Source organism: Streptomyces sp. NPDC001868, from assembly GCF_040297125.1.
Lineage (GTDB): Bacteria > Actinomycetota > Actinomycetes > Streptomycetales > Streptomycetaceae > Streptomyces.
Genome location: NZ_JBEOYO010000065.1, coordinates 1 through 22,158 on the forward strand (window position 1 = coordinate 1; position 22,158 = coordinate 22,158).

General features: G+C 72.4%; 19 protein-coding genes. 5 read left to right on the forward strand and 14 right to left on the reverse strand.

What is annotated here, in order from left to right; all coding sequences use genetic code 11:
- Positions 1-241 precede the first annotated feature (241 nt).
- Together ABT147_RS41010 and ABT147_RS41015 are read right to left on the reverse strand one after the other, a co-directional pair.
- Positions 242-1,315, reverse strand: coding sequence for a DMT family protein (locus ABT147_RS41010; RefSeq protein WP_351416246.1), 1,074 nt, complete (start codon positions 1,313-1,315; stop codon positions 242-244).
- Positions 1,312-2,112 carry a phosphatase PAP2 family protein gene (locus ABT147_RS41015; RefSeq protein ID WP_351416249.1) on the reverse strand — a complete coding sequence of 267 codons (801 nt, stop codon included), beginning with the start codon at positions 2,110-2,112 and terminating at the stop codon, positions 1,312-1,314. The genes ABT147_RS41010 and ABT147_RS41015 overlap by 4 nt, the downstream gene beginning before the upstream one ends.
- A 263-nt stretch (positions 2,113-2,375) precedes the next feature.
- On the opposite strand from ABT147_RS41015, the gene ABT147_RS41020 reads away from it, so the two are divergent.
- Positions 2,376-2,990, forward strand: coding sequence for a TetR/AcrR family transcriptional regulator (locus ABT147_RS41020; protein ID WP_351416251.1), 615 nt, complete (start codon positions 2,376-2,378; stop codon positions 2,988-2,990).
- 269 nt (positions 2,991-3,259) lie between these two features.
- On the opposite strand, the gene ABT147_RS41025 is transcribed toward ABT147_RS41020, so the two are convergent.
- The 3 genes from ABT147_RS41025 to ABT147_RS41035 form a co-directional block, all read right to left on the reverse strand.
- Complete coding sequence (locus tag ABT147_RS41025; protein ID WP_351416253.1) at positions 3,260-4,321, reverse strand: DUF2510 domain-containing protein; 1,062 nt, start codon at positions 4,319-4,321, stop codon at positions 3,260-3,262.
- 274 nt (positions 4,322-4,595) lie between these two features.
- Positions 4,596-5,819 (reverse strand): anhydro-N-acetylmuramic acid kinase, encoded by a 1,224-nt coding sequence (locus ABT147_RS41030; protein WP_351416256.1) that lies wholly within the window; start codon positions 5,817-5,819, stop codon positions 4,596-4,598.
- Between the two features lie 7 nt (positions 5,820-5,826).
- Positions 5,827-7,221, reverse strand: coding sequence for an MFS transporter (locus tag ABT147_RS41035; RefSeq protein WP_351416258.1), 1,395 nt, complete (start codon positions 7,219-7,221; stop codon positions 5,827-5,829).
- A gap of 236 nt (positions 7,222-7,457) precedes the next feature.
- Here ABT147_RS41035 and ABT147_RS41040 point away from each other — a divergent pair, with 236 nt between their 5' ends.
- On the forward strand, positions 7,458-10,130 hold the full coding sequence (locus tag ABT147_RS41040; RefSeq protein ID WP_351416261.1) for an ATP-binding protein: 2,673 nt from the start codon (positions 7,458-7,460) through the stop codon (positions 10,128-10,130).
- A 1-nt stretch (position 10,131) separates the two neighbouring features.
- On the opposite strand, the gene pcaDC is transcribed toward ABT147_RS41040, so the two are convergent.
- The 7 genes from pcaDC to ABT147_RS41075 all read right to left on the reverse strand — a co-directional run bounded on the left by pcaDC (position 10,132) and on the right by ABT147_RS41075 (position 16,847).
- Positions 10,132-11,259, reverse strand: coding sequence for a bifunctional 3-oxoadipate enol-lactonase/4-carboxymuconolactone decarboxylase PcaDC (pcaDC, locus tag ABT147_RS41045; RefSeq protein WP_351416263.1), 1,128 nt, complete (start codon positions 11,257-11,259; stop codon positions 10,132-10,134).
- On the reverse strand, positions 11,256-12,632 hold the full coding sequence (gene pcaB / locus ABT147_RS41050) for a 3-carboxy-cis,cis-muconate cycloisomerase (RefSeq protein WP_351416266.1): 1,377 nt from the start codon (positions 12,630-12,632) through the stop codon (positions 11,256-11,258). Before pcaB ends, pcaDC begins: the two co-directional genes overlap by 4 nt.
- Entirely contained in the window at positions 12,629-13,234 is a 606-nt protein-coding gene (gene pcaG / locus ABT147_RS41055; protein WP_351416268.1) for a protocatechuate 3,4-dioxygenase subunit alpha, read from the reverse strand. Before pcaG ends, pcaB begins: the two co-directional genes overlap by 4 nt.
- A gap of 6 nt (positions 13,235-13,240) precedes the next feature.
- Positions 13,241-14,014, reverse strand: a complete 774-nt coding sequence (gene pcaH, locus ABT147_RS41060) for a protocatechuate 3,4-dioxygenase subunit beta (RefSeq protein WP_351416271.1) — start codon at positions 14,012-14,014, stop codon at positions 13,241-13,243.
- Between the two features lie 144 nt (positions 14,015-14,158).
- Positions 14,159-15,361, reverse strand: coding sequence for a thiolase family protein (locus ABT147_RS41065; RefSeq protein ID WP_351416331.1), 1,203 nt, complete (start codon positions 15,359-15,361; stop codon positions 14,159-14,161).
- A 56-nt stretch (positions 15,362-15,417) separates the two neighbouring features.
- Positions 15,418-16,065, reverse strand: a complete 648-nt coding sequence (locus ABT147_RS41070; RefSeq protein WP_351416273.1) for a CoA transferase subunit B — start codon at positions 16,063-16,065, stop codon at positions 15,418-15,420.
- Complete coding sequence (locus ABT147_RS41075) at positions 16,065-16,847, reverse strand: CoA transferase subunit A (RefSeq protein WP_351416275.1); 783 nt, start codon at positions 16,845-16,847, stop codon at positions 16,065-16,067. Before ABT147_RS41075 ends, ABT147_RS41070 begins: the two co-directional genes overlap by 1 nt.
- Before the next feature lie 233 nt (positions 16,848-17,080).
- On the opposite strand from ABT147_RS41075, the gene ABT147_RS41080 reads away from it, so the two are divergent.
- Positions 17,081-17,542 (forward strand): MarR family winged helix-turn-helix transcriptional regulator, encoded by a 462-nt coding sequence (locus tag ABT147_RS41080; protein ID WP_351416278.1) that lies wholly within the window; start codon positions 17,081-17,083, stop codon positions 17,540-17,542.
- A gap of 17 nt (positions 17,543-17,559) precedes the next feature.
- On the opposite strand, the gene ABT147_RS41085 is transcribed toward ABT147_RS41080, so the two are convergent.
- Positions 17,560-18,564, reverse strand: a complete 1,005-nt coding sequence (locus ABT147_RS41085) for a DUF3048 domain-containing protein (RefSeq protein ID WP_351416333.1) — start codon at positions 18,562-18,564, stop codon at positions 17,560-17,562.
- 149 nt (positions 18,565-18,713) lie between these two features.
- Between ABT147_RS41085 and ABT147_RS41090 the strand changes: the two genes are divergently transcribed.
- A complete protein-coding gene (locus ABT147_RS41090; RefSeq protein WP_351416281.1) occupies positions 18,714-19,904 on the forward strand; it encodes a zinc-dependent alcohol dehydrogenase in 1,191 nt (396 codons plus the stop codon).
- A gap of 43 nt (positions 19,905-19,947) precedes the next feature.
- Here ABT147_RS41090 and ABT147_RS41095 read toward each other — a convergent pair whose 3' ends face one another.
- Positions 19,948-21,015: an ATP-dependent DNA ligase gene (locus tag ABT147_RS41095; RefSeq protein ID WP_351416284.1), complete on the reverse strand. Its 1,068-nt coding sequence runs from the start codon at positions 21,013-21,015 to the stop codon at positions 19,948-19,950.
- Between the two features lie 89 nt (positions 21,016-21,104).
- Between ABT147_RS41095 and ligD the strand changes: the two genes are divergently transcribed.
- On the forward strand, positions 21,105-22,115 hold the full coding sequence (ligD, locus tag ABT147_RS41100) for a non-homologous end-joining DNA ligase (protein ID WP_351416286.1): 1,011 nt from the start codon (positions 21,105-21,107) through the stop codon (positions 22,113-22,115).
- Positions 22,116-22,158: the final 43 nt, after the last annotated feature.

Below are 22,158 nucleotides of genomic sequence, written 5' to 3' on the forward strand. Positions count from 1 at the left end.
GGCGGCGGTGGGGGGGGGGGTGGGGGCTGTTTGGGCGGCGCCCGCCGCCCCCCCGGGCGCGCCCCCGCCCGCGCCCCCCGGCCCCGCGTCCGGGTGTCTGAAGGCCTGCGGCTTCAGGGGCGCGTCCGGGTGCCGCCGTTCGCGCCGCTCCCAGCTGCGGGCAGTCGTGCCGCTGGGGCGGCACGGGTGGGCGCAGGCGGCACCCTGTCAGCGCCGGTGAGCGTCTCCCGGCCCCGCCTGCTCAGAGGGGGGTGAGGTGTCCAGGTGCCGGGGAGCCTGGCCGACGGGGCAGCAACGACGGTTCCGTCGGAGCGTGGTGGGGCTCCAGGGCGAGGACGGCAGCCACCGGGTGGTCCTCGTCCACCGGAGCAGTCCCCACCGGCGGAGCGGCATCCACCAGCCCGGTCGCCGCATCCACCGGCCGCGCCGCCGCATCCACCGGCCGCGCCGCCGCATCCACCGGCCGCGCCGCCGTATCCACCGGCCGGATCCCGGCCTCCGGGGTCACCCGGGTCAGCAGCACCACACCCCGCGCCGCCACCACCGCTCCCGCCACGGCGAGCAGCACCCCGGCGACCCCGCCCCGCAGGCCCTCGCCGAGGAGGGAGAGGCCGATCGCGGCGGCGGCCAGGGGGTTGGACAGGGTCACGACCGCGAGGGGCGCGCCCAGGCCCCCGCGGTAGGCGGTCTGGGAGAGCAGCAGACCACCCACGGCGAACGCGGCGACCAGCAGGGCCACCACGACGACCTCGACGTCGAGGAGGGAGCCCGAGCGGTCGGTCGCGGCGACCGTCACGGTCTGGGTGAGCGCGGACGCGACACCCGAGGCCATACCGGAGGCACCGGCATGGCGCAGCCCGGGCCTGGCGCCGGGCCGGGAGAGGAAGCCGATCAGCGCGGCGGTCGCCCCGGCCACCCCGACGGCCTCCGGAACGCTCAGCACGTCGTCGGGCGCGGGCCCGGACGCGACGATCAGGATCGCGGCGAGCCCGGCCAGCGTGAGCGCCGTGCCCCGCCACTCCGTCGCGGTGACCCGCCGCCCGGCCACCCGCGCCCCGAGCGGCACCGCGGCCACGAGGGTGAGCGCGCCGAGGGGCTGCACGACGGTGAGGGGGCCGTACTTGAGCGCCACGACGTGCAGCAGCGCGGCGCCCGCGTTCAGCGCGACCGAACCCCACCACGCACCGCTGACGAGCATCCGCCGTACGCCCGTGTCGGCGCTGCGGGAGGCGAGCCGCTCCTGGGCCACGGCGGCGCCCGCGTAGGCGACGGCGGAGACCAGGGACAGGGCGACGGCGACGAGGGTGGCGTTCATCGGCCCGCTCCCACCAGGACGGGCTCCTCGGCCGGTACGAGGGCCTTGGCGTGCTGCCCGGCGGTCGTGGCCGTCCGGTGCGGGAGCTGGATCACGGCGAGGGCGACGGCCAGCAGGGTGCCCGCCACGATCGCGTCCAGCCAGTAGTGGTTCGCCGTACCGACGATCACGACCAGGGTCACCAGCGGATGCAGCAGCCACAGCAGGCGCCACCGCGACCGGGTCGCGGCGATCAGTCCGACCGCGACCATCAGGGCCCAGCCGAAGTGCAGTGAGGGCATCGCCGCGAACTGGTTCGCCATGGTGTCGGTCGTCGGCGTCGCCGAGTACACCGTCGGCCCGTACACCTGTCCGGTGTCGACGAGGCCCGCCACGTCCAGCATCCGCGGCGGCGCCAGCGGGAACGCGAGGTGCAGCACCAGGGCGGCGGCGGTGAGGGCGGCCAGGACCCGGCGCGCCCAGACGTAGTGCGCGGGGCGCCGCAGATACAGCCAGACCAGGAAGGTCGCGGTGGCCGGGAAGTGGACGGTCGCGTAGTAGACGTTCGCGACGTGGACCAGCGTGTCGCCGTGCAGCAGCGCGGACTGCACGGAACCCTCGTCCGGCAGATCGAGGGCGCGTTCCCAGTCCCACACGTGGTGGGCGTTGCGGAAGGCCTCGGCGGTGTGGCCGTCGGCCAGCGTCCGGCCGAACTTGTAGACGAGGAAGAGCCCTGCGACGAGCAGGAACTCACGGACGAGCGGCGGCCGCGCCATCGCGGTTGCCGGCTCTTTCGCAGGCTCGGTGCGGCATTCCATCCCCCGGCCCTTTCACTGACGGCGCTGGTGGCGCTGGTTCCCTTGGCGGCACAGACGATCGACACGCGGCAGTACCGACACGCGGTGGTACCGACACGCACGAGTACCGATACGTGCTGGTACCGATACGAGAGTGTACCGATACGCCACTGTACCGAAACGAGTGGGTATCGATACGGCAGGGTACCGATACGGCGGCGTTCCGGTACAGTGGCGTATCGACAGGCCTTTCGGCATGGGGACGACCGAAGGAGACAGGGGCCATGACGTCGCAGGCAGCGGACGGGCCGGAGACGGCCGTCGCCTCGCGCCGCTCCAAACTCACGCCCGAGCGTGAGCAGGAGTTCTTCGACGCTGTGCTCGAACAGATCCGTGAGTGCGGATACGACTCCGTGACCATGGAGGGCGTCGCCGCGACCACGCGGTGCAGCAAGTCGACGCTCTACCGGCAGTGGAGGACCAAGCCTCAGTTCGTGGCCGCCGCGCTGCGCGCACGGCGCAGTGTCCGCTTCGCGGGGATCGACACCGGCACCCTCGCCGGTGATCTGCGCGAAGTGGCCCGGCACGCCGGTGAGGGCTACGTTCTGGAGGGTCGGCTCTTCCAGGCCCTCGGCCATGCCGTCGTGCAGGACGAGGAGTTGCAGTCGGCCCTGCGGGACGCCCTGGTGGAGCCGGAGATCGAGGCCCTCAGGACGATGATCGGCCGAGGGGTGGCCCGGGGCGAGGTCCCCGCGGACCACCCGGCACTGGAGTTCATCCCGGCGCAGATCTTCGGCGTACTGCGGGCCCGCCCGGTCCTGGAGGGTCAGGACGCGGACGAGACGTACATCATCAAGTTCATCGAGGCGGCCGTGCTACCGACGCTCGGCCTCGCGTGAGACTCGGGCCGCCGTCCGTGGGTTGAACCGGACGACGACCTGATCGCGCCGCACCGTGGGGACGGGGGCGGCGCGTACCCCGGCCGGGTGGGCTTCCTCTGGAGCGGAGAGGAATCCCACCCGGCCGGCCTTTCGGGACGCGGGCGAGCTCGGCAGTACGAAGGGCCGGTGCGCGGGATCAACGCGCACGAGCAACGCACAGGATCAACGCGCAGGATCAACGCGCACGAGCAACGCACAGGATCAACGCGCAGGATCGATGTGAAGGATCACACGTCCTGACCGCTGCCGCCCCCGCCGCTGATCGACGCCTTCTTGATGCCCTTGGTGATCTCGTCGATGACCGTCTGCTTGGGCGCCTCGTCGCTCACGTCGATGCCGAAGCGGACCACGACGAGCCGTGAGGAGTCGGCGGGGGAGGGGAAGGCGAGCGACTCGACATAGCCGTCGTCGCCCTTGCCCGTGATCACCTTCCAGCGGACGTAGTAGCCCTTCTCACCGGCCACGGTCACCGCCTTGGAGGCCAGCTCCTCGTGCGAGGTGATCTTCCCGTAGCCCTCGCTGCCGTAGGCGTCCTCCGCGTTCTGGGAGATGTCCTCCTTTGCGGCGGCCTCGGCGGTGGTGGCCTTCAGCTTCAGCAGTTCGGCCGGCGTCGAGTAGGCGCCACCGCGCGTGCAGGTCTTCGTGGGGTCGACCGGGCACTCGTACGAGGCCTCCGTCGTCACCTGCGCGCCGCCTTGCAGGGCCGAGCCGACCCAGTCGTCGGGCACGGGGATGCTGATGCCGCTGGTCGTGTCGGTGGCGTACCCCTCCTCGCTCCGCGGCGGCTGCCCGGACCCGTCCGGCGCCGGTGTCTGGCCGTCGGAGCCACCGGAGCCGCCCGATCCACCGGGTCCGCCCTGGCCGCCGGAGTTGCCGCCCGGCCCGCCCTGGCCGCCGTCGGCACCGCCCTGGCCGTTGGGCCCCTGCGACGTCGCGCTGCCCTCACCACCACTGTCGTTGCCGGCCAGGGCGTACACCCCCACCCCGATGCTGGCCAGCACCGCCGCCGCCACGGCCACGGCTATCCCGGTGCGCAGACCGCGCTTCGGAGCCGCGGCCGGGTATCCCGGGTATCCGGGGTATCCCGCGCCCGGGGGGTACGGGCCTGCGGCCGGCGGGTACGAGCCCGCGGCCGGCGGATAGGCCGGCGGCCCGAACCCCCCGGCCGGGCTGCCCACGGGCCGGACCTGGTCCGTCCACGCCTTGCCGTCCCACCAGCGCTCGGTGGCGGGCGCGTCATTCGTCTGGCCGGGGTCGGGGTACCAGCCGGGAGGAGTCACCTGCGTCATGGGCCCACCGTATGAGGCCGGAGTGAAAACCGGATGAGAGGGGACGGTTTTTCGCACCCCCACAGCCCGTTTCCCCCGCCGCCCGCCCGAGTTCGACGAAAACACCCACTGTGGCGACCTGTACGGAGGACGGCACCCCGGACCCCCGACCCGCCCGCCGTCCCACCGGACAACCAGCCGAACCGGCGCCCGCAGCACACGCACCGGCCCCGAATGTCCTGAATGCCCCGGCGGCGCCCGGCCTCTGGGCCCGGCGCCCAGGGCTTCCGGCGGTTCACCGGATGACCAGCCGAACCGGTGCCCGTACGGCGCTCGCCGCCCCCGAGCGCGCCAGCGGCGATCGGCCGCCGGGCCCGGCATCGCGACCCGGTCGGGGCAGACCTCGGCGGCCCGGGGTCACCGAGCCCAGGACGCTCGCGTGTCGGGCGCCGGTGCTCGACGGGTCGGTGCCCGGGAGGTCGTGGACGGTCAGGAAGCCCAGGACGGCGAAGGCGTAGGCCTCCTTCGCGTCCGCCGGGAGGCCCCACTCGTCCGACATCCGCAGGGGGACGTCCGCCAGTTCCGCGCCCAGCATCCGCATCAGCGTCGGATTGCGGGTGCCGCCGCCCGCCGCGATCACCTCGGTGGCCCGCACCGCGCGGCTCGCGTCCGCGACCGTGCGGGCGGTGAGGAGCGTGAGGGTCGCGAGGACGTCCGCCGGACGCAGCCCCGGGAACTCGGCCAGCGCGGCGCGCGGATAGCCGTCGTGGAACAACTCCTTGCCGGTGGTCTTCGGCGCGGGCAGCGCGTAGTACGGCTCGGCGAGCAGCCGGCGCAGCAGCGGTTCGTGAACGGTGCCACGGGCGGCGAGGGCGCCGTCCACGTCGTACGACAACCGCCCGCCCGTCGCGTCCCGCACCGCCGCGTCGATCAGGGCGTTCGCGGGCCCGGTGTCGAACGCGGTGCCGTCGGGCGCGGTGAGGTTGGCGATGCCACCCAGGTTGAGGGCGACCGGAGTGCCGGGACGGCCGCGCAGCCACAGCAGGTCGACGAGGCTCACCAGCGGCGCGCCCTGGCCACCGGCGGCGATGTCCCGGGGCCGGAAGTCGGCCACCACGGGCAGCCCCGTCGCCTCGGCGATCCAGGCGGGCTGCCCGAGCTGCAACGTGCCGAGCACCTCGGTCCCCCCGGCCTTCTTGGTCCCCTCGGCCCAGTGGAACACCGTCTGGCCGTGCGAGGCCACCAACTCGGCTCGCCCCCCGCAGAGTTCACGGTCCGCCTCGACCGCCAGTGCCGCGAACGCCTGTCCGATCCGGGTGTCCAGGCGGCACACCTCGGCGACGGTGGTGGGTGCCGGAGGGAGTGCCAGGCGCAGCGCCTCGCGGAGGCCGTCGTCGTACGCCCTGCTGATCAGCCCGAGCGGCCTGAGTGTGAGGGTGTCCCCGTCGAGGTCCAGGTCGGCCGCCGCGGCGTCGACGGCGTCGTACGACGTCCCGGACATCAGCCCGATCACTCGCATCGCGCACTCAACTTCCCTGTTCCTCCCCAGGCTTACGGAGCGTCAGCAGCGCGAGGGCGCTGACCGCGCAGGTCGCCGCCGCGTAGTACGCCGGGATGTCCACGCTGCCCGTCCGCAGAATCGTCTCCGTGATGATGAGGCCCGCGCAGCCCGAGAACACGGCATTGGACAGGGCGTAGGCGAGTCCCAGCCCGGTGTAGCGGACGCTCGTCGGGAACATCTCGGAGAGCATGGCCGGGCCCGGACCCGCCATCAGCCCGACGACCGCGCCCGCCGCGAAGACCGCGACGCCCTTCGCCGTGTTCGAAGTGCCCGTGTTCTGCAGCAGGTTGAGCAACGGCAGCGCCAGAACCGTCACCGACAGCGCGCCCGTGAGCATCACGGGCCGCCGTCCGACCCGGTCGCTGAGCCGGCCGGCCGGGACGATCGTGACCGCGAAACCGAGATTGGCCGGCACGGTGGCCAGCAGGGCCTGGTGAAAGGTGGCGTTCAGACTGCTCTGGAGATACGAGGGCAGCACGACCAGGAACGTGTAACCGGCCCCCGCCCAGCCCATGACACGACCGGCGCCGAGCGCGACGGCCCACGCGACCTCGCGGCCCGGCGGCCGCACCGAGCCCCCTACCCCTTCCCGTTCCTCCCCTGCGCCCTCCTGCTCCTCCCCTGCCCCTCCCCGCTGCCCCCTTTCCCCTTCTTTCTCCCTCTCCCTCTCCTTCTCCCGCTCCCGCTGGAAGGCAGGCGTCTCCTCCAGCCGCAACCGCAGCCACAGCGCGCCGAGGCCGAGCGGCAGCGTCAACAGGAACGGCAGCCGCCACCCCCACGACTCCAGTTCCCCGGCGGACAGGACGGACGCCAGCAGCGCGGCCACCCCCGCCCCGCCCAGCAGCCCCAGCGCCACCGTGAACGACTGCCACGACCCGTAAAGACCCCGTCTGCCCGGCGGCGCGAACTCCGTCATCACCGACACCGCGCCCCCGAACTCCCCTCCCGCGGAGAGACCTTGGAGCACCCGGAGGAAGGTCAGCAGCCAGGGGGCGAGGGCGCCGACCGTGTCGTACGTGGGGAGCGCGCCGATCAAGGTCGTCGCCACTGTCATCAGGACGATCACCAGGATCAGCACCGGACGCCGTCCGATCCGGTCACCGAGCCTGCCGAACAGCGCGGCGCCCACCGGCCGGAAGAAGAACGCCAGCGCGAACGAGGCGTACGTCTTCACCAGTCCCTCGGCCTCACCGCCGCCCTCCGGCGTGAAGAACCGGGCCGCGATGACCGTCGCGAAGTAGCCGTAGACACCGAACTCGTACCACTCGATCAAGTTGCCGACCGACCCCGCGAACAGGGCCCGACGCGACCGCTCGGGCCGGGCGGGGCGCGGGTCCTGGCCGGGTCCGGGTGCGGTCATGCCGTCTCCTGAGGGGGTGAAGCCCGGTCGACGCCGGAGAATCGGTGGCGGATCACGGGCAGTTGACTGCCCATCACTTTCAACGCGGCAGGTGGGCGGCCGGATGCGTCGCCCCGGAGCCGTCCGATGTCACCCGACACGGCAATAGGTGCCCGGACCAGCCTCCACTTCGGCAGTCGGAGGGCTACGCTCAATCACCTGTACGTCGTTCGGGCGACGACCGGGGAGGTAGCGGGATGACGGAGGGACGGCCCCATGAGGCCGCCTCGGCTTCCCTGTGGGAGCGCGACGCGGAGATCGCCGCCATCACACAGGCGATCGACGAACTCCGCGTCGACAAGGCGTCTCCGGGCAGTGTTCTGGTGTTCAGCGGCGAGGCGGGCATCGGCAAGACCGCCCTGCTGGCCGAGACCCGCCGGATCGCCGAGGAACGCGGCTGCAGGGCCTGGTACGCACGCGGTGGCGAGACGGTCACGTCCGTCCCCTTCAACGTCGTACGGCAGTTGCTGCAACCCGTGTTGGTCGGGCTGCTGGACGAGGAGATCCGCGAGTACCTGGGCGACTGGTACGACATCGCCGGCCCCGCCCTGGGGCTCACGGAGCCGGGTGACGGGCCCGCCGACCCACAGGTCGTGTGCGACGGACTGGTCGCCGTCATGAACCGGCTGTCCCGGGTGAGCTGGCCGCTCGTGCTGCTGATCGACGACGCCCACTGGGCCGACCAGGAGACCCTGCACTGGCTGTCCGGCGTCGTCGATCGTCTGACGGAGATGTGCGTCCTCGTCGTGGTGGCCCGCCGACCCGGTGAGGCCACCGGTGAGGGCACCCGCCATCTCGCCCGCGTCGCCGCCAAGGCCCGCCCGATGCCCGCGCTCAAACTGCTCACGCCCGAGGCCACCGCCGGGCTCACCCGCGCCACGGTCGGGGAGCACGCCGACGACCCGTTCTGCCGCGAGGTGTGGGCGGTGACCGGCGGCAACCCCTACGAGACCGTCGAACTCCTCGCCAAGGTGCAGGACAGCGAGCTGGAACCCGCCGAGGGCTCCGCCGCCGAACTGCGCGCCCTGAACAAGACGGCACGCGGCCGAGGCCTCGTCGCCCGCCTGGAGACGCTCGGCGTCGACGCCACCCGCTTCGCCTGGGCGGCGGCCATCCTGCACACCGGCATCTCCGTGGAGATCGTGGCCCGGCTCGCCTCCCTCAGCCTGGAGACGGCGGAGGAGTGCGCCGACCTGCTGACCGACGCCCGCATCCTCACCGAACCCAGCCCGGTCAACCGCAGGGCCGGGGCCGGCGACCTGGAGTTCGTGCACCCGCTGATCGCCACAGCGGTCTACAAGTCGATCCCGCCGGGCATCCGCACCGCGTTCCACGGCGTGGCCGCGACGGTCGTCAGCGAGTCCGGGAGGGGCGCCGCCGCGGCCTCACGCCACCTCGTCGAAGTACATGCCGACGGCGACCCCGACCTGGTCGAGCAGTTGCGCGCCGCCGCGCGCGAGCATCTCGCCGTGGGCGCCCCGGACGCCGCCCGGCGCTGTCTGGAGCGTGCGCTGAAGGAGCCGCCGGAGCAGGAGGTCCGGGTCCGCGTGCTCTACGAACTGGGCTGCGCGACCCTCCTCACCTCGCCCGCCACCACCGTCGAGTACCTCCGCTCGGCCCTCGCCGAGCCGGGCCTCGACGACGACGAGCGCGTGAACGCGGTCTTCCGCCTCTCCCAGGCACTCCTCCACAACGACCAGTTGGAGGAGGCCGTCCGCACGGTCGACGCGGAGGCCGCCCGGCTGGAACCGGGCCCGGCCCGGATGCGGCTCCAGGCCGCGCACTACATGTGGGAGGTCATCCACGCCGACGTGGAGTTCTCACCGACCCACTCCCAGGAACTGTCCGCCCTCGCCGCGGCCTGCACGGGAAGCAACAACTCCGAGCGCGCGCTGCTCATCCTGCGTGGCTTCGACGCGGTGGTGCGCGGCGAGAGCGCCGAGGAGGTCGTCGAGTTCTGCGACCGCGCCCTCGTCAACGGACGGCTGGCGCCGGGCCTCGGCTGGACCGCCAGCGAGTGGGACATCGAACTGCCGCTGATGCTGGCCATCGCGTACGCCTACGCGGACCGGCTCGACCGGGCGGAGAGCCTCTACACGGAGGCCCTGCGCACCTATGAGACCGCCGGGTGGAGCGGCGGCCATCTCGCCCTGGCCCACGCCTACGTCGGGCACGGGCATCGCATGCGGGGCCGGCTCAAGGAGGCGGAGGAGTCCCTGCGCAAGTCGCTGGCCTTCGCCGAGCGGGTCGGCCGAGGGCTGCCCCTGCACTGGTCGTCGACCTGCAACCTCGTCGACACGCTGCTCGCCCGCGGCCATGTCCAGGAAGCCTGGGCGGTCGCGGAGGAGCACGGCTTCGCGCCTCCGTATCCGTCCACGGTCGTGCTGCCCGACCCCCGTTCCGTACGGGGCCGGCTGCTGCTCGCCGTCGGCCGCACCAAGGACGGCATCAACGAACTGGAGGCCGCGGAGAAGGCGGCGGCCGCCCGGGGCCACCACAACACGGTCATCGCCCCCTGGGGCGGCGACCTCGCCCGGGCCCTCGCCTCCGAGGACCCGCGTCGCGCCGCCGAACTCGCCATGAGCGTCCGCCGCCGGGCCGAACGCCTCGGCACGGACACCGCCATCGGTGAGGCCCTGCGTGTCGAGGCCTTCCTCGCCACCGGCAAACAGGCCGCCGCCCTGTACGCCAAGGCGGTCACCTACCTGGCGGCCTCGCCGTCCGCCTACGAGCACGCGGCGGCCCGAGTCGACTACGGCATCGCCATCCGCTCGGCCTCCGAACTCAACCGGGGCCTGACCCTGGCCGACTCCTGCGGCGCGGACGGGCTGGTCAAGCGGGCGAAGGAGGCACTGGCCCGGCTCGGATAGCTCAGCCCCCCTCCCCGCCCTCCTCCTCCAACACCCGCTGTGCCGTCGCGAACGCGGAGTTCGCCGCCGGGACGCCGCAGTACACGGCGGTCTGGAGGAGGACGGCGCCGATCTCGTCCGGGGTGAGGCCGTTGCGGCGGGCCGCTCGGATGTGCATGGCCAGTTCGTCGTAGTGGCCGTGGGCGACCAGCGCGGTCAGTGTGATCATGCTGCGTTCGCGGTGGGACAGCGTGGGGTCGGTCCAGATCTCGCCCCAGGCGTAGCGGGAGATGAAGTCCTGGAAGCGGGCCGTGAAGGGCGTCTGCCGGGACTGGGCGCGGTCCACGTGCGCGTCGCCGAGGACCTGGCGGCGCACCTCCATCCCGCGCGCGGCGTATCCGTCGAAGTGCCCCCGCAACGCGGCCAGTACGGCTTCCGGGCGCTCGGCGGGGGCGAGATGGGACGCGCCGGGGATCTCCGTGAGCGACGACCCGGGCACCGCGTCCGCGATCTCCCGCAGCTGCGCGGGCGGTGTCGCCGGGTCCTGGCGGCCGGCGACGAGAAGCGTGGGCGCGGAGATCCCGGCCAGTTCCTCGCGGATGTCGAACGCGGCGAGCGCGTCGCAGCAGGCGGCGTACGCCTCCGGGTCGGCGTGCCGGTGGTCGTCGACCAGCTCCGGCACGGTGAAGCCGGGGGTGAACCAACGGGCGTCGGCCGACTCGGCGAGCCCGGCCAGCCCCTCCCGCCGCACCAGCTCCGCCCGCTCCCGCCACGGCCTCTCCCCGTTGAAGTGTGCCGAGGAGCAGATCACGGCGAGCGACGAGACCCGCTCCGGGTGGTGCGCGGCCAGCCACAGACCGACCGCGCCGCCCAGGGACACCCCCGCGTACGCGAACCGTTCGATGCCGAGCGCGTCCGCCAGCGTCAGGACGAGTCCGGCCAGATCGGCGACCGTCGCGCCGGGGGCGATCAGACCGGCGGGCGAGTCGCCGTGCCCCGGCAGATCCCAGCGGATCACCCGGTGAGTGATCGACAGCTCGGGCGCCACCTTGTCCCACAGTTTCGTGGAGGTGCCGAGGGAGGGGCCGAGCAGCAGCGGGGGAGCCGAAGTCGGGCCCTCCGCACGGTGGTTGAGCAGTTTGTCGGTCAACGTCGCTCCAGGGCGCGGTCGGTGAGGGCTCCGGCGGAGCCGGTGTAGCGGGCGGGGTCCGTGAGGTCCGCGAGGTCGAGGTCCTTCAACTCCGGCTCCTCGGCGAGCAGTTCGCCCAGCGGACGGCCCTCGGCGTAGACGCGCTTCGCGGCCCGGGTGAGCAGCTCCTTGGCGCGGGCCCGGCCCAGCACGGGTGCCAGCTCGGCCGCCAGCCGCTCGGAGACGATCAGCCCGTGGGTGAGGTCCAGGTGGCGGCGCATCGCGTCGGCGTCCACCCGGAGACCGCCCGTGAGCTCCACCGCGTCCCGCGCGGCGCCCCCGACCAGCCGGAGCAGATCACGCAACGGCTCCCACTCCGCGTGCCACGCCCCCGCCGGACGCTCGTCCTCGGCGGCCAGCGCGCCGTACAGCGTCGCCGCCAGCTGGGGCGCCCGCCGGGCCGCCGCCGCGATCAGCGTCGACCGTACGGGGTTCGCCTTGTGCGGCATCGCCGACGAACCGCCCCCGCTGCCCTCGGCGACCTCCGCGATCTCCGTACGGGCCAGGGTGAGCACATCCACCGCGAGCTTCCCCAGGGCGCCCGCCGTGAAGGCCAGCACTCCGGCGAGGTCCGCGACCGGTGTGCGCAGGGTGTGCCAGGGCAACTCGGGCTCATGAAGGCCGAGTTCACGGGCGTACGCGGCACTCAGTGCGCGGGTGTCGATCGCATGGGTGCCGGGTGTACGGCTGTCGGGCGTATGGCTGTCGGTCGCCCCGAAGACCGTGAAGGCCGCCAACGTGCCCGCCGCGCCACCGAGTTGGGCGGGCAGACCGGCCCGTACGACCGCGAGCCGGTCCCGGGCGTCGAGGATCAGCGAGCGCCAGCCCGCCGCCTTCAGCCCGAAGGTCGTGGGGACGGCGTGCTGGGTGAGGGTGCGGCCCGGCATCGCGGTGTCCCGGTGCGCGGCGGCGAGCGCGGCCAGCGCGGATTCCGTACGGCCGAGGTCGGCGAGGATCAGGTCGAGGGTGCGTGCGGCGACCAGCATCGTCGCCGTGTCCATGATGTCCTGGCTGGTCGCGCCCCGGTGAACGTACGGGCCGTACTCGGCGCCGACCGCCTCGGTGAGGTCCGCGACCAGGGGGATCACCGGGTTGCCGCCGCCACGGGCGCGTTCCGCGAGGGACCGTACGTCGAAGGGGGCGGCATCCGCCGCCGAGGTCACCGCGGGCCCGGCCCCGGCGGGGACCAGCCCCAGCGCGGTCTGGGCGCGGGTCAGCGCGGCCTCGGCGTCGAGCAGCGCCCGCAGATAGGCGGTGTCGCTCGTCGCGGCCGCGGCCGGGGAACCGGTCCACCCGGGGGCGAGCAGACCGGTGTCGGCGTCAGCAGAAGTCACTGGAACTCCAGGAAGACCGTTTCGCCTTCGCCCTGAAGGCGGATGTCGAAACGGTAGGTGCCGGGGCCCTGCTCCTCGGCGATCAGTGTGCCCCGGCGCGCCTCGTCCACCCGGGAGAGCAGCGGGTCGGCGGCGAGCGCGGCCTCGTCGCCCGGCAGGTAGATCCGGGTGAAGAGGTGGACGAGCAGGCCGCGCGCGAAGACGCACACGCTGAGGTACGGCGCGTTCCGCCCGCGCGCGCCGGGCCGTAGCGTACGCGCCGTCCAGTGCCCGTTGGCGTCGGTCTGGACGCGCCCCCAGCCGGTGAACTCCACGCCGTTGCGGCCGAGGAAGCCGCCGCTCGCCGGGTCGCGCCGCATGGAGCCGTCGACCTGGGAGAGGTTGCCGTCCGGGTCCGGGCCCCACAGCTCCAGGAAGGCGTCCGGCAGCGGGTTGCCCTCGCCGTCGTAGACGTAACCCTGGAGGGAGACGGTGTCGGGGTGGCCGACGGGGGCGATGTCGCCGCCGCCGGGGAAGGGCAGGGCGTGGCCGTAGAAGGGGCCGACCGTGTGCGACGGGGTCGGGAGCACCGTCTCGGGGCGGCTCGTGTCGATCTTCGTCATGGCGGGTCAGCGTCCTTCTTCGATCCAGGTGGCCTGCGGGCCGTCGAGCACGATGTCCCAGACGTAGCCCATCGAGAACTCCGGCACGGACAGGCCGTGGTCGTAGGTGGCGACCAGCCGCTGCCGGGCCGCGTCGTCCGTCACCGACTGGATGATCGGGTCGTACGGGAACAGCGGGTCGCTCGGGAAGTACATCTGCGTCACGAGCCGCTGGGTGAACGCCGAGCCGAAGAGCGAGAAGTGGATGTGGGCCGGCCGCCAGGCGTTGAGGTGCTGCCGCCACGGGTAGGGGCCCGGCTGGATCGTCGTGAAGTGGTAGTGCCCGTCGGCGTCGGTCAGGGTGCGGCCGACGCCGGTGAAGTTGGGGTCAAGCGGCGCGTCGTGCTGCTCGCGCTGGTGGGCGTAGCGGCCGGCCGCGTTGGACTGCCAGATCTCCACCAGCTGGCCGCGCAGCGGGCGCCCGTCGCGGTCGAGGAGCCGGCCGGAGACGGTGATGCGCTCACCGATCGGCTCGCCGTTGTGCTGCCGGGTCAGATCGTTGTCGATCTCGGTGATGTCCCGCTCCCCGAACGCGGGGGAGGACAGCTCCACCAGCTCCGGGTCCTTGGTCACGTCGATGGAGATCGGCGGCTGCTTGGGGTGCCGCAGCACCGAGGACCGGTACGGGGCGTAGTCCCGGCGCGGCTGATGCTCGACGGGAGCCCCGTCCGCGATCCGCTTCTCGTAGGCGGCGTGTTCGGCCGCGATTTCCTGGTCGATGTCGTGCTGGGTGAGTGTCATGGGGGTTCCTGAGTGGTTCTGGCGGTCTCGTCGAAGTCGGGGGCCCCGTAAGGGGCGCGGGGCGGTATCGATGTGCGGCTCCGCCGCGTGGGCGCGACCAGCCACATACGGCCCGCAGTTTTCGGACGGCGCGAATGCGGAGCGTCAACGCTCCAGTACGAGGGCGAGTCCCTGCCCCACCCCGATGCACAGCGTGGCGACACCGACCCCGCCGCCCTTCCGGGCCAACTGGTGCGCGACCGTCCCGGCCAGCCGCGCACCGGAGGCGCCCAGCGGATGGCCGAGCGCGATCGCCCCGCCCTGCGGATTGAGGATCGCGGGGTCGAACTCGGGCCACTCGGCGACACAGCCGAGCACCTGCGCGGCGAACGCCTCGTTCAGCTCCAGGACGTCCAGGTCACCGAACCCCTTGCCCGCCTTGGCCAGCGCACGCGTCACGGCTTCGACGGGGGCCAGCCCGAAGTACTGCGGGTCGATCGCCGAGACACCCGACGCCGAGACCCGGGCGAGCGGCTCACGCCCGGTGGCCGCGAGCCCCTCCTCGTCCACCAGCAGCAGCGCGGCGGCCCCGTCGTTGAGCGGCGAGGCGTTGCCGGCGGTGACCGTCCCTCCGTCGGGGCGGAACGACGGCTTCAGCTTGGCCATGGCGGCGAGGGACGCGTCGGCCCGTACACATTCGTCGGCGCCGAAGACGACCGGGTCACCCTTGCGCTGCGGGAGGGAGACGGGCGCCAGCTCCCCGTCGAACAGCCCTTCGCTCTGCGCCTTGGCGGCCTTCTGGTGGGAGGCGAGCGCGAACTCGTCCTGCTGCTCCCGGCTGATCTTGTGCTTGTCGGCGATGAGTTCGGCCGACTCGCCGAGCGGGATGGTCCACTGCGGGTCCATCCTCGGGTTGACCATGCGCCAGCCGAGCGTGGTCGAGTAGAGCTCGGTGTGTCCGGCGGGGAAGGCCCGGTCGCTCTTGGGCAGGACGTACGGGGCGCGGGTCATGGACTCGACACCGCCGGCGACGGCGATCGAGGCGTCGCCGACCGCGATGGCGCGGGCCGCCTGGAGGACCGCTTCGAGGCCGGAGGCGCACAGCCGGTTGACGGTCACGCCCGGCACGGAGGTCGGCAGTCCGGCCAGCAATGCGGCCATGCGGCCGACGTTGCGGTTGTCCTCGCCGGCGCCGTTGGCGTTGCCGAAGTACACGTCCTCGATCCGCGCCGGGTCCAGGTCCGGGGTACGGGCGAGCAGCTCACGGATGGCGTGCGCGGCCAGGTCGTCGGGGCGCTGTCCCGCGAGAGCGCCGTTGTAGCGGCCGATCGGGGTGCGGACCGCGTCGACGATGTAGACGTTCTTCAGCCCGCCGCCAGAGCCCCTGCCGGAACCCTTGCTCGAACCGTTGCTCGGAGCACTGCTCATGACTGGCTCTCCTCGGGGACACGTACCTTCGCGGCGGTCTTGGCGACGATCTCCTCGACGGTCACGCCGGGCGCGGTCTCCACCAGCACCAGGCCCTCGTCGGTCACATCGAGCACACCCAGATCGGTGATGATCCGGTTCACACACGCCTTGCCGGTCAGCGGCAGCGCGCACTCCTCAAGGATCTTCGCCGAGCCGTCCTTGGCGGTGTGGGTCATGACCACGATGACCGTACGCGCGCCGTGGACCAGGTCCATCGCACCGCCGATCCCGGTGATCATCTTGCCGGGGATGGCCCAGTTGGCGAGGTCGCCGCCGGCGGAGACCTGCATCGCGCCGAGGACCGCGACGTCGATGTGGCCGCCGCGGATCATCGAGAACGACAGGGCCGAGTCGAAGTAGGAGGCGCCCGGCAGGACCGTGACCGTCTCCTTGCCGGCGTTGATCAGATCGGGGTCGACCTGGTCCTCGGTCGGGTACGGGCCGGTGCCGAGGATCCCGTTCTCCGACTCCAGGATCACCTCGACGTCGTCCGGGAGGTAGTTCGGGATCAGCGTCGGCAGACCGATGCCGAGGTTGACGTACTGGCCGTCCTTCAGCTCGCGTGCCGCGCGGGCGGCCATCTGCTCACGGGTCCAGGCCATCACTCGCTCACCGTTCCCTCTGCCGCGGAGGCGGAGACCGTCCGCTTCTCGATCTTCTTGTCGGCCGCCTGCTCGGGGGTGAGGGCGATGACCCGCTGGACGAAGATGCCGGGTACGTGCACCGCGTCCGGGTCGATCCCGCCGGGCTCCACCAGTTCCTCGACCTCGGCGATCGTCACCTTGCCCGCCATGGCCGCGAGCGGGTTGAAGTTGCGGGAGGACTTGTTGAAGACCAGGTTGCCGTGCCGGTCGCCCTTGGCCGCGCGGACGAGCGCGTAGTCGGTACGGATGCCGCGCTCCATCACGTACTCGACGCCGTCGAACTCGCGGACCTCCTTCGGCGGCGAGGCCAGCGAGACTCCGCCGTTGCCGTCGTAGCGCCAGGGGAGTCCGCCGTCGGCGACCTGGGTGCCCACACCGGCCGGGGTGAAGAACGCCGGGATGCCCGCGCCGCCCGCGCGCAGCCGCTCGGCGAGCGTGCCCTGCGGGATCATCTCGACCTCCAGCTCACCGGCGAGATACTGTCGCGCGAACTCCTTGTTGGCTCCGATGTACGAACCGGTCACCCGGGCGATCCGGCCCGCCGCGAGGAGGACCGCGAGGCCGGACTCCATCGCACCGCAGTTGTTCGACACCACTCCGAGACCCGAGACCCCGCGCTCGTACAGCGCCTGGATCAGTACGTTCGGCACACCGCTCAGGCCGAACCCGCCGACGGCGAGTGTCGCGCCGTCCGGCACATCGGCCACTGCCTCAAGGGCTGTGGCGACCACCTTGTCCATCCGTGAGGCCCCATCTCGTCCGAGCACCCGGTGACCAGTTCATCAGGACACTGAGCATTTCAGTGAAGTTTCCTTCACGCTGCCACTCGTCGGCTCCCTCGTCAAGAGCCGGCAGAACGACGAGGTCGCGTGGGTGCACGGTTCTGGACATGTCTCGGTGGAGGCCGGGTATTGTTCAGTGCACGAACGAAATGCCGAGCATGTCCGACACTGTGCCGAGCCGAGGAGCGAACATGGCCGCGGTGGACCTCTCCACCCACCCCGGGCACCTGGCCCGACGGCTGCAGCAGGCCCACTATCTGCTGTGGAACGTGATGGTCTCCGAGGAGATCACCTCACCGCAGTTCGCGGTCCTCAACACGCTCGTCGCCGAGCCGGGGCTCGACCAGCGCACGGTGGGGGAGCGGGTGGGGCTCGACCGGTCGACGATGTCCGAGGTCGTCAGCCGGCTCGGGCGCCGGGGGCTCCTCGACAAGGTGCGCGATCCGCAGGACGGGCGGCGGTCGCTGCTGCGGCTCACGGAGGACGGGGCGCGGACGCATCGCAGGCTCACGGTGCGGACGGCCCGGATGAACCAGGTGTTCCTGGCGCCGCTGTCCGCTCAGGAGCAGACGGTGTTCTTCGAGTTGATACGGCGGGTGGCCGACGCGGCGGAGACACTGCGCACCCCGGCCGAGTCCGCCGGCGCCCGCTAGGCCCTGTCGGCTAGCGCTCACCGGGCGCCGGTATACACCACCCACACCTGGCCCTTCGCGAAGTTCATCGGCTCGCCGTCCGTCGTCGTGAACGTCGTGCCGTCCGTCGCGCTCTTCCGCTCCCACTTCGCGTCGAAGACCTTGCCGTCCCGGAGGACCTCCGCGCGGCCCGAGCCCACGGTCTCCGTGTACGGGGTGTTGTTGCCCAGGTAGTCGTGGAAGCGGGACGCGCGGACCGTCACCCGCTGGACGATCACCGTGGCCGGGGCGACCCGGACGTCGTCCGTGGTGATCGTCGGGGTGCCGTCCATGGAGACCAGCCAGCGCTCGCGGTCCCCGGACCAGGTGAAGGTGAAGCGGGCCGCCGGATAGCGGACGGTGCGGGAGTCCTCGGGGGTGCCGCCGGAGGGGGCGGGGCCGAAGCGGAAGCCGGTGGTGAGGGCGTCCGGGCCGGGCGGGGAGTCGATCAGGTCGTCGGGGCGCAGATACAGGTTGTGCGGGACGGGCTTCTCGTCGCCGCGGAAGTACGCGCCGTCGGTGTCCTCCGGGGTCTCCGCGTGCAGGGGCGCCCGGTCTATCAGCGGAAGCAGCTTGCCCTGCGCGCCCGAGAACGCCAGCGTCGGTTCGTCGAACTGGCGCAGCAGCTCCAGGTCGGATTCCCGGGCGCTGCGCACCGGGCCGACCGCCTCCGGGAACTTCGTCGCGTACACGGCCATCAGCCGGCTGAGGCCGCCCTCGACCTGCTCGGCGTAGACGATGTCCGCGGCGTCGAGACCGGTCTGCGGGCGGGCGGCGGAGACGTTGTCGATCTTCACGGCGAGTACGGAACCGGCGGGCGGCGCGCTGGTCCGGTCGTCCCGGCGGCCGTTTCCCTGCCCGCGTCCGTCGTCGCCCGTGCCGGTCATGGTGCAGCCCGCCAGCAGGGCGCCCGTGACCACGGCGGCGAGCAGCGCCCCCACCGTCGCGCCGCGCTCCGCCCGCCGCGCCCGCGATCCCCTGCACACCGTACTCATCCCGCTCATCCCGCTCATCCAGCCCATGATGCATCCGATTGTGCACTTATCTGTTTATGGATGGCCATAGTGGATTGTTTCTGTCTGGTTCGGGGGTGAGGGGCCGGGTACTCGGGCGGAACCTGCTGACCGAGGCGTGGGAACGGAGCGTGGACACGATGAAGGCAGTGACGTGGCAGGGCAAGCGGGACGTACGCGTGGAGACCGTGCCCGATCCGGTGATCCAGGAGCCCACGGACGCGGTCATCAGGATCACCTCCACCGGCCTGTGCGGCTCCGACCTGCACCTGTACGAGGTGCTCACCCCGTTCATGACCCCGGGCGACATCCTCGGCCACGAACCCATGGGCATCGTCGAGGAGGTCGGCGCCGGGGTGCCCGACCTGGCGGCCGGGGACCGGGTCGTCGTACCGTTCCAGATCGCCTGCGGCAGCTGCTGGATGTGTCTCACCGGGCTCCCCACCCAGTGCGAGACCACCCAGTGCACCGGCGAGGGCATGGGCGCGGCCCTCTTCGGCTACACCCGGCTGTACGGGGCCGTCCCGGGCGCCCAGGCCGAGTATCTGCGCGTCCCGCAGGCACAGTTCGGGCCGATCAAGGTGCCGGAAGGGCCGCCCGACGACCGGTTCCTCTACCTCTCCGACGTCCTCCCCACCGCCTGGCAGGCGGTCGAGTACGCGCACGTCCCGCCCGGCGGAAGCGTCGCCGTGCTGGGCCTCGGCCCCATCGGGGACATGGCCTGCCGGGTGGCCCTGCTACGCGGCGCCGAGCAGGTGTTCGGCGTAGACCTGGTGCCCGAGCGGCTGCGCCGGGCGCGCGCACGGGGCGTCGAGACGTTCGACCTGCGGGACTTCGACAGCGAGAAGGAACTGGTCGGCGCGATCCAGGACCGGACCGCCGGGCGCGGCCCCGACTCGGTGATCGACGCCGTCGGAACCGAGGCCCACGGCAGCGCGGCCGCCCGGCTCGTCCAGAACGCGGCCGGACATCTGCCGCGCGCGGTCGGCTCGCGCTTCGCCGAGCACCTCAGCGTGGACCGGCTGGCCGCCCTCTACACGGCCATCGACCTCGTACGACGCGGCGGCACCATCTCCCTCTCCGGCGTCTACGGCGGCAAGGTCGACCCGCTGCCCCTGCTCACCCTGTTCGACAAGCAGATCCGGCTGCGCATGGGCCAGGCCAACGTCCGTACCTGGAGCGACGACATCCTGCCGCTCCTCACGGACGACGACCCGCTCGGCGTCGACGACTTCGCCACCCACCGGGTGCCGCTCACCGACGCCCCGCACGCCTACGAGATGTTCCAGCGCAAGGAGGACGGGGCCGTGAAGGTGGTGATGGAGCCCTGAACCGAACGCCGAGGGCGCCCGTGAACGCGCCCGGGCGCCGGGCTCAGTGGCCGAGGATCTCCGCCAGGTCGTAGTTCACCGGCTCCTCCAGCTGTGCGTAGGTGCAGCTGTCGGCCGTACGGTCCGGGCGCCAGCGGCGGAAGCGGGCCGTGTGACGGAAGCGGACACCGTTCTCCATATGGTCGTACGCGACCTCGGCGACCTGCTCGGGCCGCAGCGGCACCCAGGAGAAGTCCTTCTTCGTCGACCACCGGCTCGGCGCGCCCGGCAGCCGGGCCGTCTCGTGCGCCGCCTCGTCGGACCAGGCCGCCCAGGGGTGCTCCCCGACATCCTCCATCCGCAGCGGCTCCAGCTCCTCCACCAGCTCCGCGCGCCGCTTCATGGGGAACGCGGCGGACACGCCCACGTGCTGGAGGGTGCCCCCGGCGTCGTACAGGCCGAGCAGCAGTGAGCCGACCACCGGGCCGCTCTTGTGGAGGCGGTAGCCGGCGACCACCACGTCCGCCGTCCGCTCGTGCTTGATCTTGAACATGGCCCGCTCGTCCTGCCGATAGAGCAGACCGAGCGGCTTGGCGATCACCCCGTCGAGGCCAGCCCCCTCGTACTGCTCGAACCACTGCTCGGCCAGCTCGCGATCCGTGGTCGCCGGGGCGACATGCACCGGGGCCGTCACCTCCGACAGGGCCAGCTCCAGGAGCGCGCGCCGGTCGGTGAGCGGGACGTCGAGCAGCGACTCCTCGTGCAGGGCGAGCAGATCGAAGGCGACGAACGAGGCCGGCGTCGTCCCGGCCAGCATCCGGACGCGGGAGTCCGCGGGATGGATGCGCTCGGTCAGCGCGTCGAAGTCCAGCCGCCGCCCGTCCCGGACGATCACGATCTCGCCGTCCATCACACAGCGCTGCGGCAACCGCTCCCGCAGGGCCGCCACCAGCTCGGGAAAGTACCTGGTCAGCGTCTTCCCCGTACGGCTGCCGATCTCCACCTCGGCGCCGTCGCGGAACACGATCGCCCGGAACCCGTCCCACTTCGCCTCGTAGTGCATGTCCGGCGGGATCTTCGCCACGGACTTGGCGAGCATCGGTTTCACGGGCGGCATCACCGGAAGATCCATGCTCCGATTCTGCGACCACGATTCCGCATACCGCGCGGCGAGAATCGCCCGGTATGCGGCAAAAGAACCTTCCGCCTACCGTGGCTCGCATGGGTGAAGCGGTGGAGCTGGAGGCGGCGGGGCGGACGGTACGGCTGTCCAGCCCGGGCAAGATCTTCTTCCCGGAGCGCGGATTCACCAAGCTGGACCTCGCCCGGTACTACATCGCCGTGGGCCCCGGCATCCTGCGGGCCCTGCGCGACCGGCCCACCACCCTGGAGCGCTACCCGGAGGGCGTGACCGGCGAGAACTTCTTCCAGAAGCGGGCCCCGAAGAACATGCCCGACTGGATCCCCACCGCCCACATCACCTTCCCCAGCGGCCGCAGCGCCGACGAGATGTGCCCCACCGAGGTCGCCGCCGTCGTCTGGGCCGCCCAGTTCGGCACCCTCACCTTCCACCCGTGGCCCGTCCGCCGCGACGACGTCGACCGCCCCGACGAACTCCGTATCGACCTCGACCCGCAACCCGGCACGGACTACGGCGACGCGGTCCGCGCGGCCCACGAACTCCGCTCCGTCCTCCACGACTACGGCGATCTGCGTGGCTGGCCCAAGACCTCCGGCGGGCGCGGACTGCATGTCTTCGTGCCGATCCGGCCCGACTGGACCTTCACCCAGGTCCGCCGAGCGGCCATCGCCGTCGCCCGCGAACTGGAGCGCAGGATGCCGGAACAGGTGACCACGGCCTGGTGGAAGGAGGAGCGCGGCGCGAAGATCTTCGTCGACTACAACCAGACCGCCCGCGACCGCACCATCGCCTCCGCCTACTCCGTACGACCCCGCCCGCACGCACCCGTCTCCGCGCCCCTGACCTGGGACGAGGTGGGCGACGCCGTGCCGCGCGACTTCGACCTGGCGACCATGCCGCCGCGCTTCGCCGAGGTCGGTGACGTCCACGCCGACATGGACGACCACGCGTTCTCCCTGGAGGCGCTGCTGGAGCTGGCGGCGCGGGACGAACACGACCACGGACTCGGGGATCTGCCGTATCCGCCGGAGTATCCGAAGATGCCGGGGGAGCCCAAGCGGGTGCAGCCGAGCCGGGCGAAGAAGACGTAGCGATCCGTTGGGTTCAGGCTGCGGGCCGGTGGGGCTTCTCGTG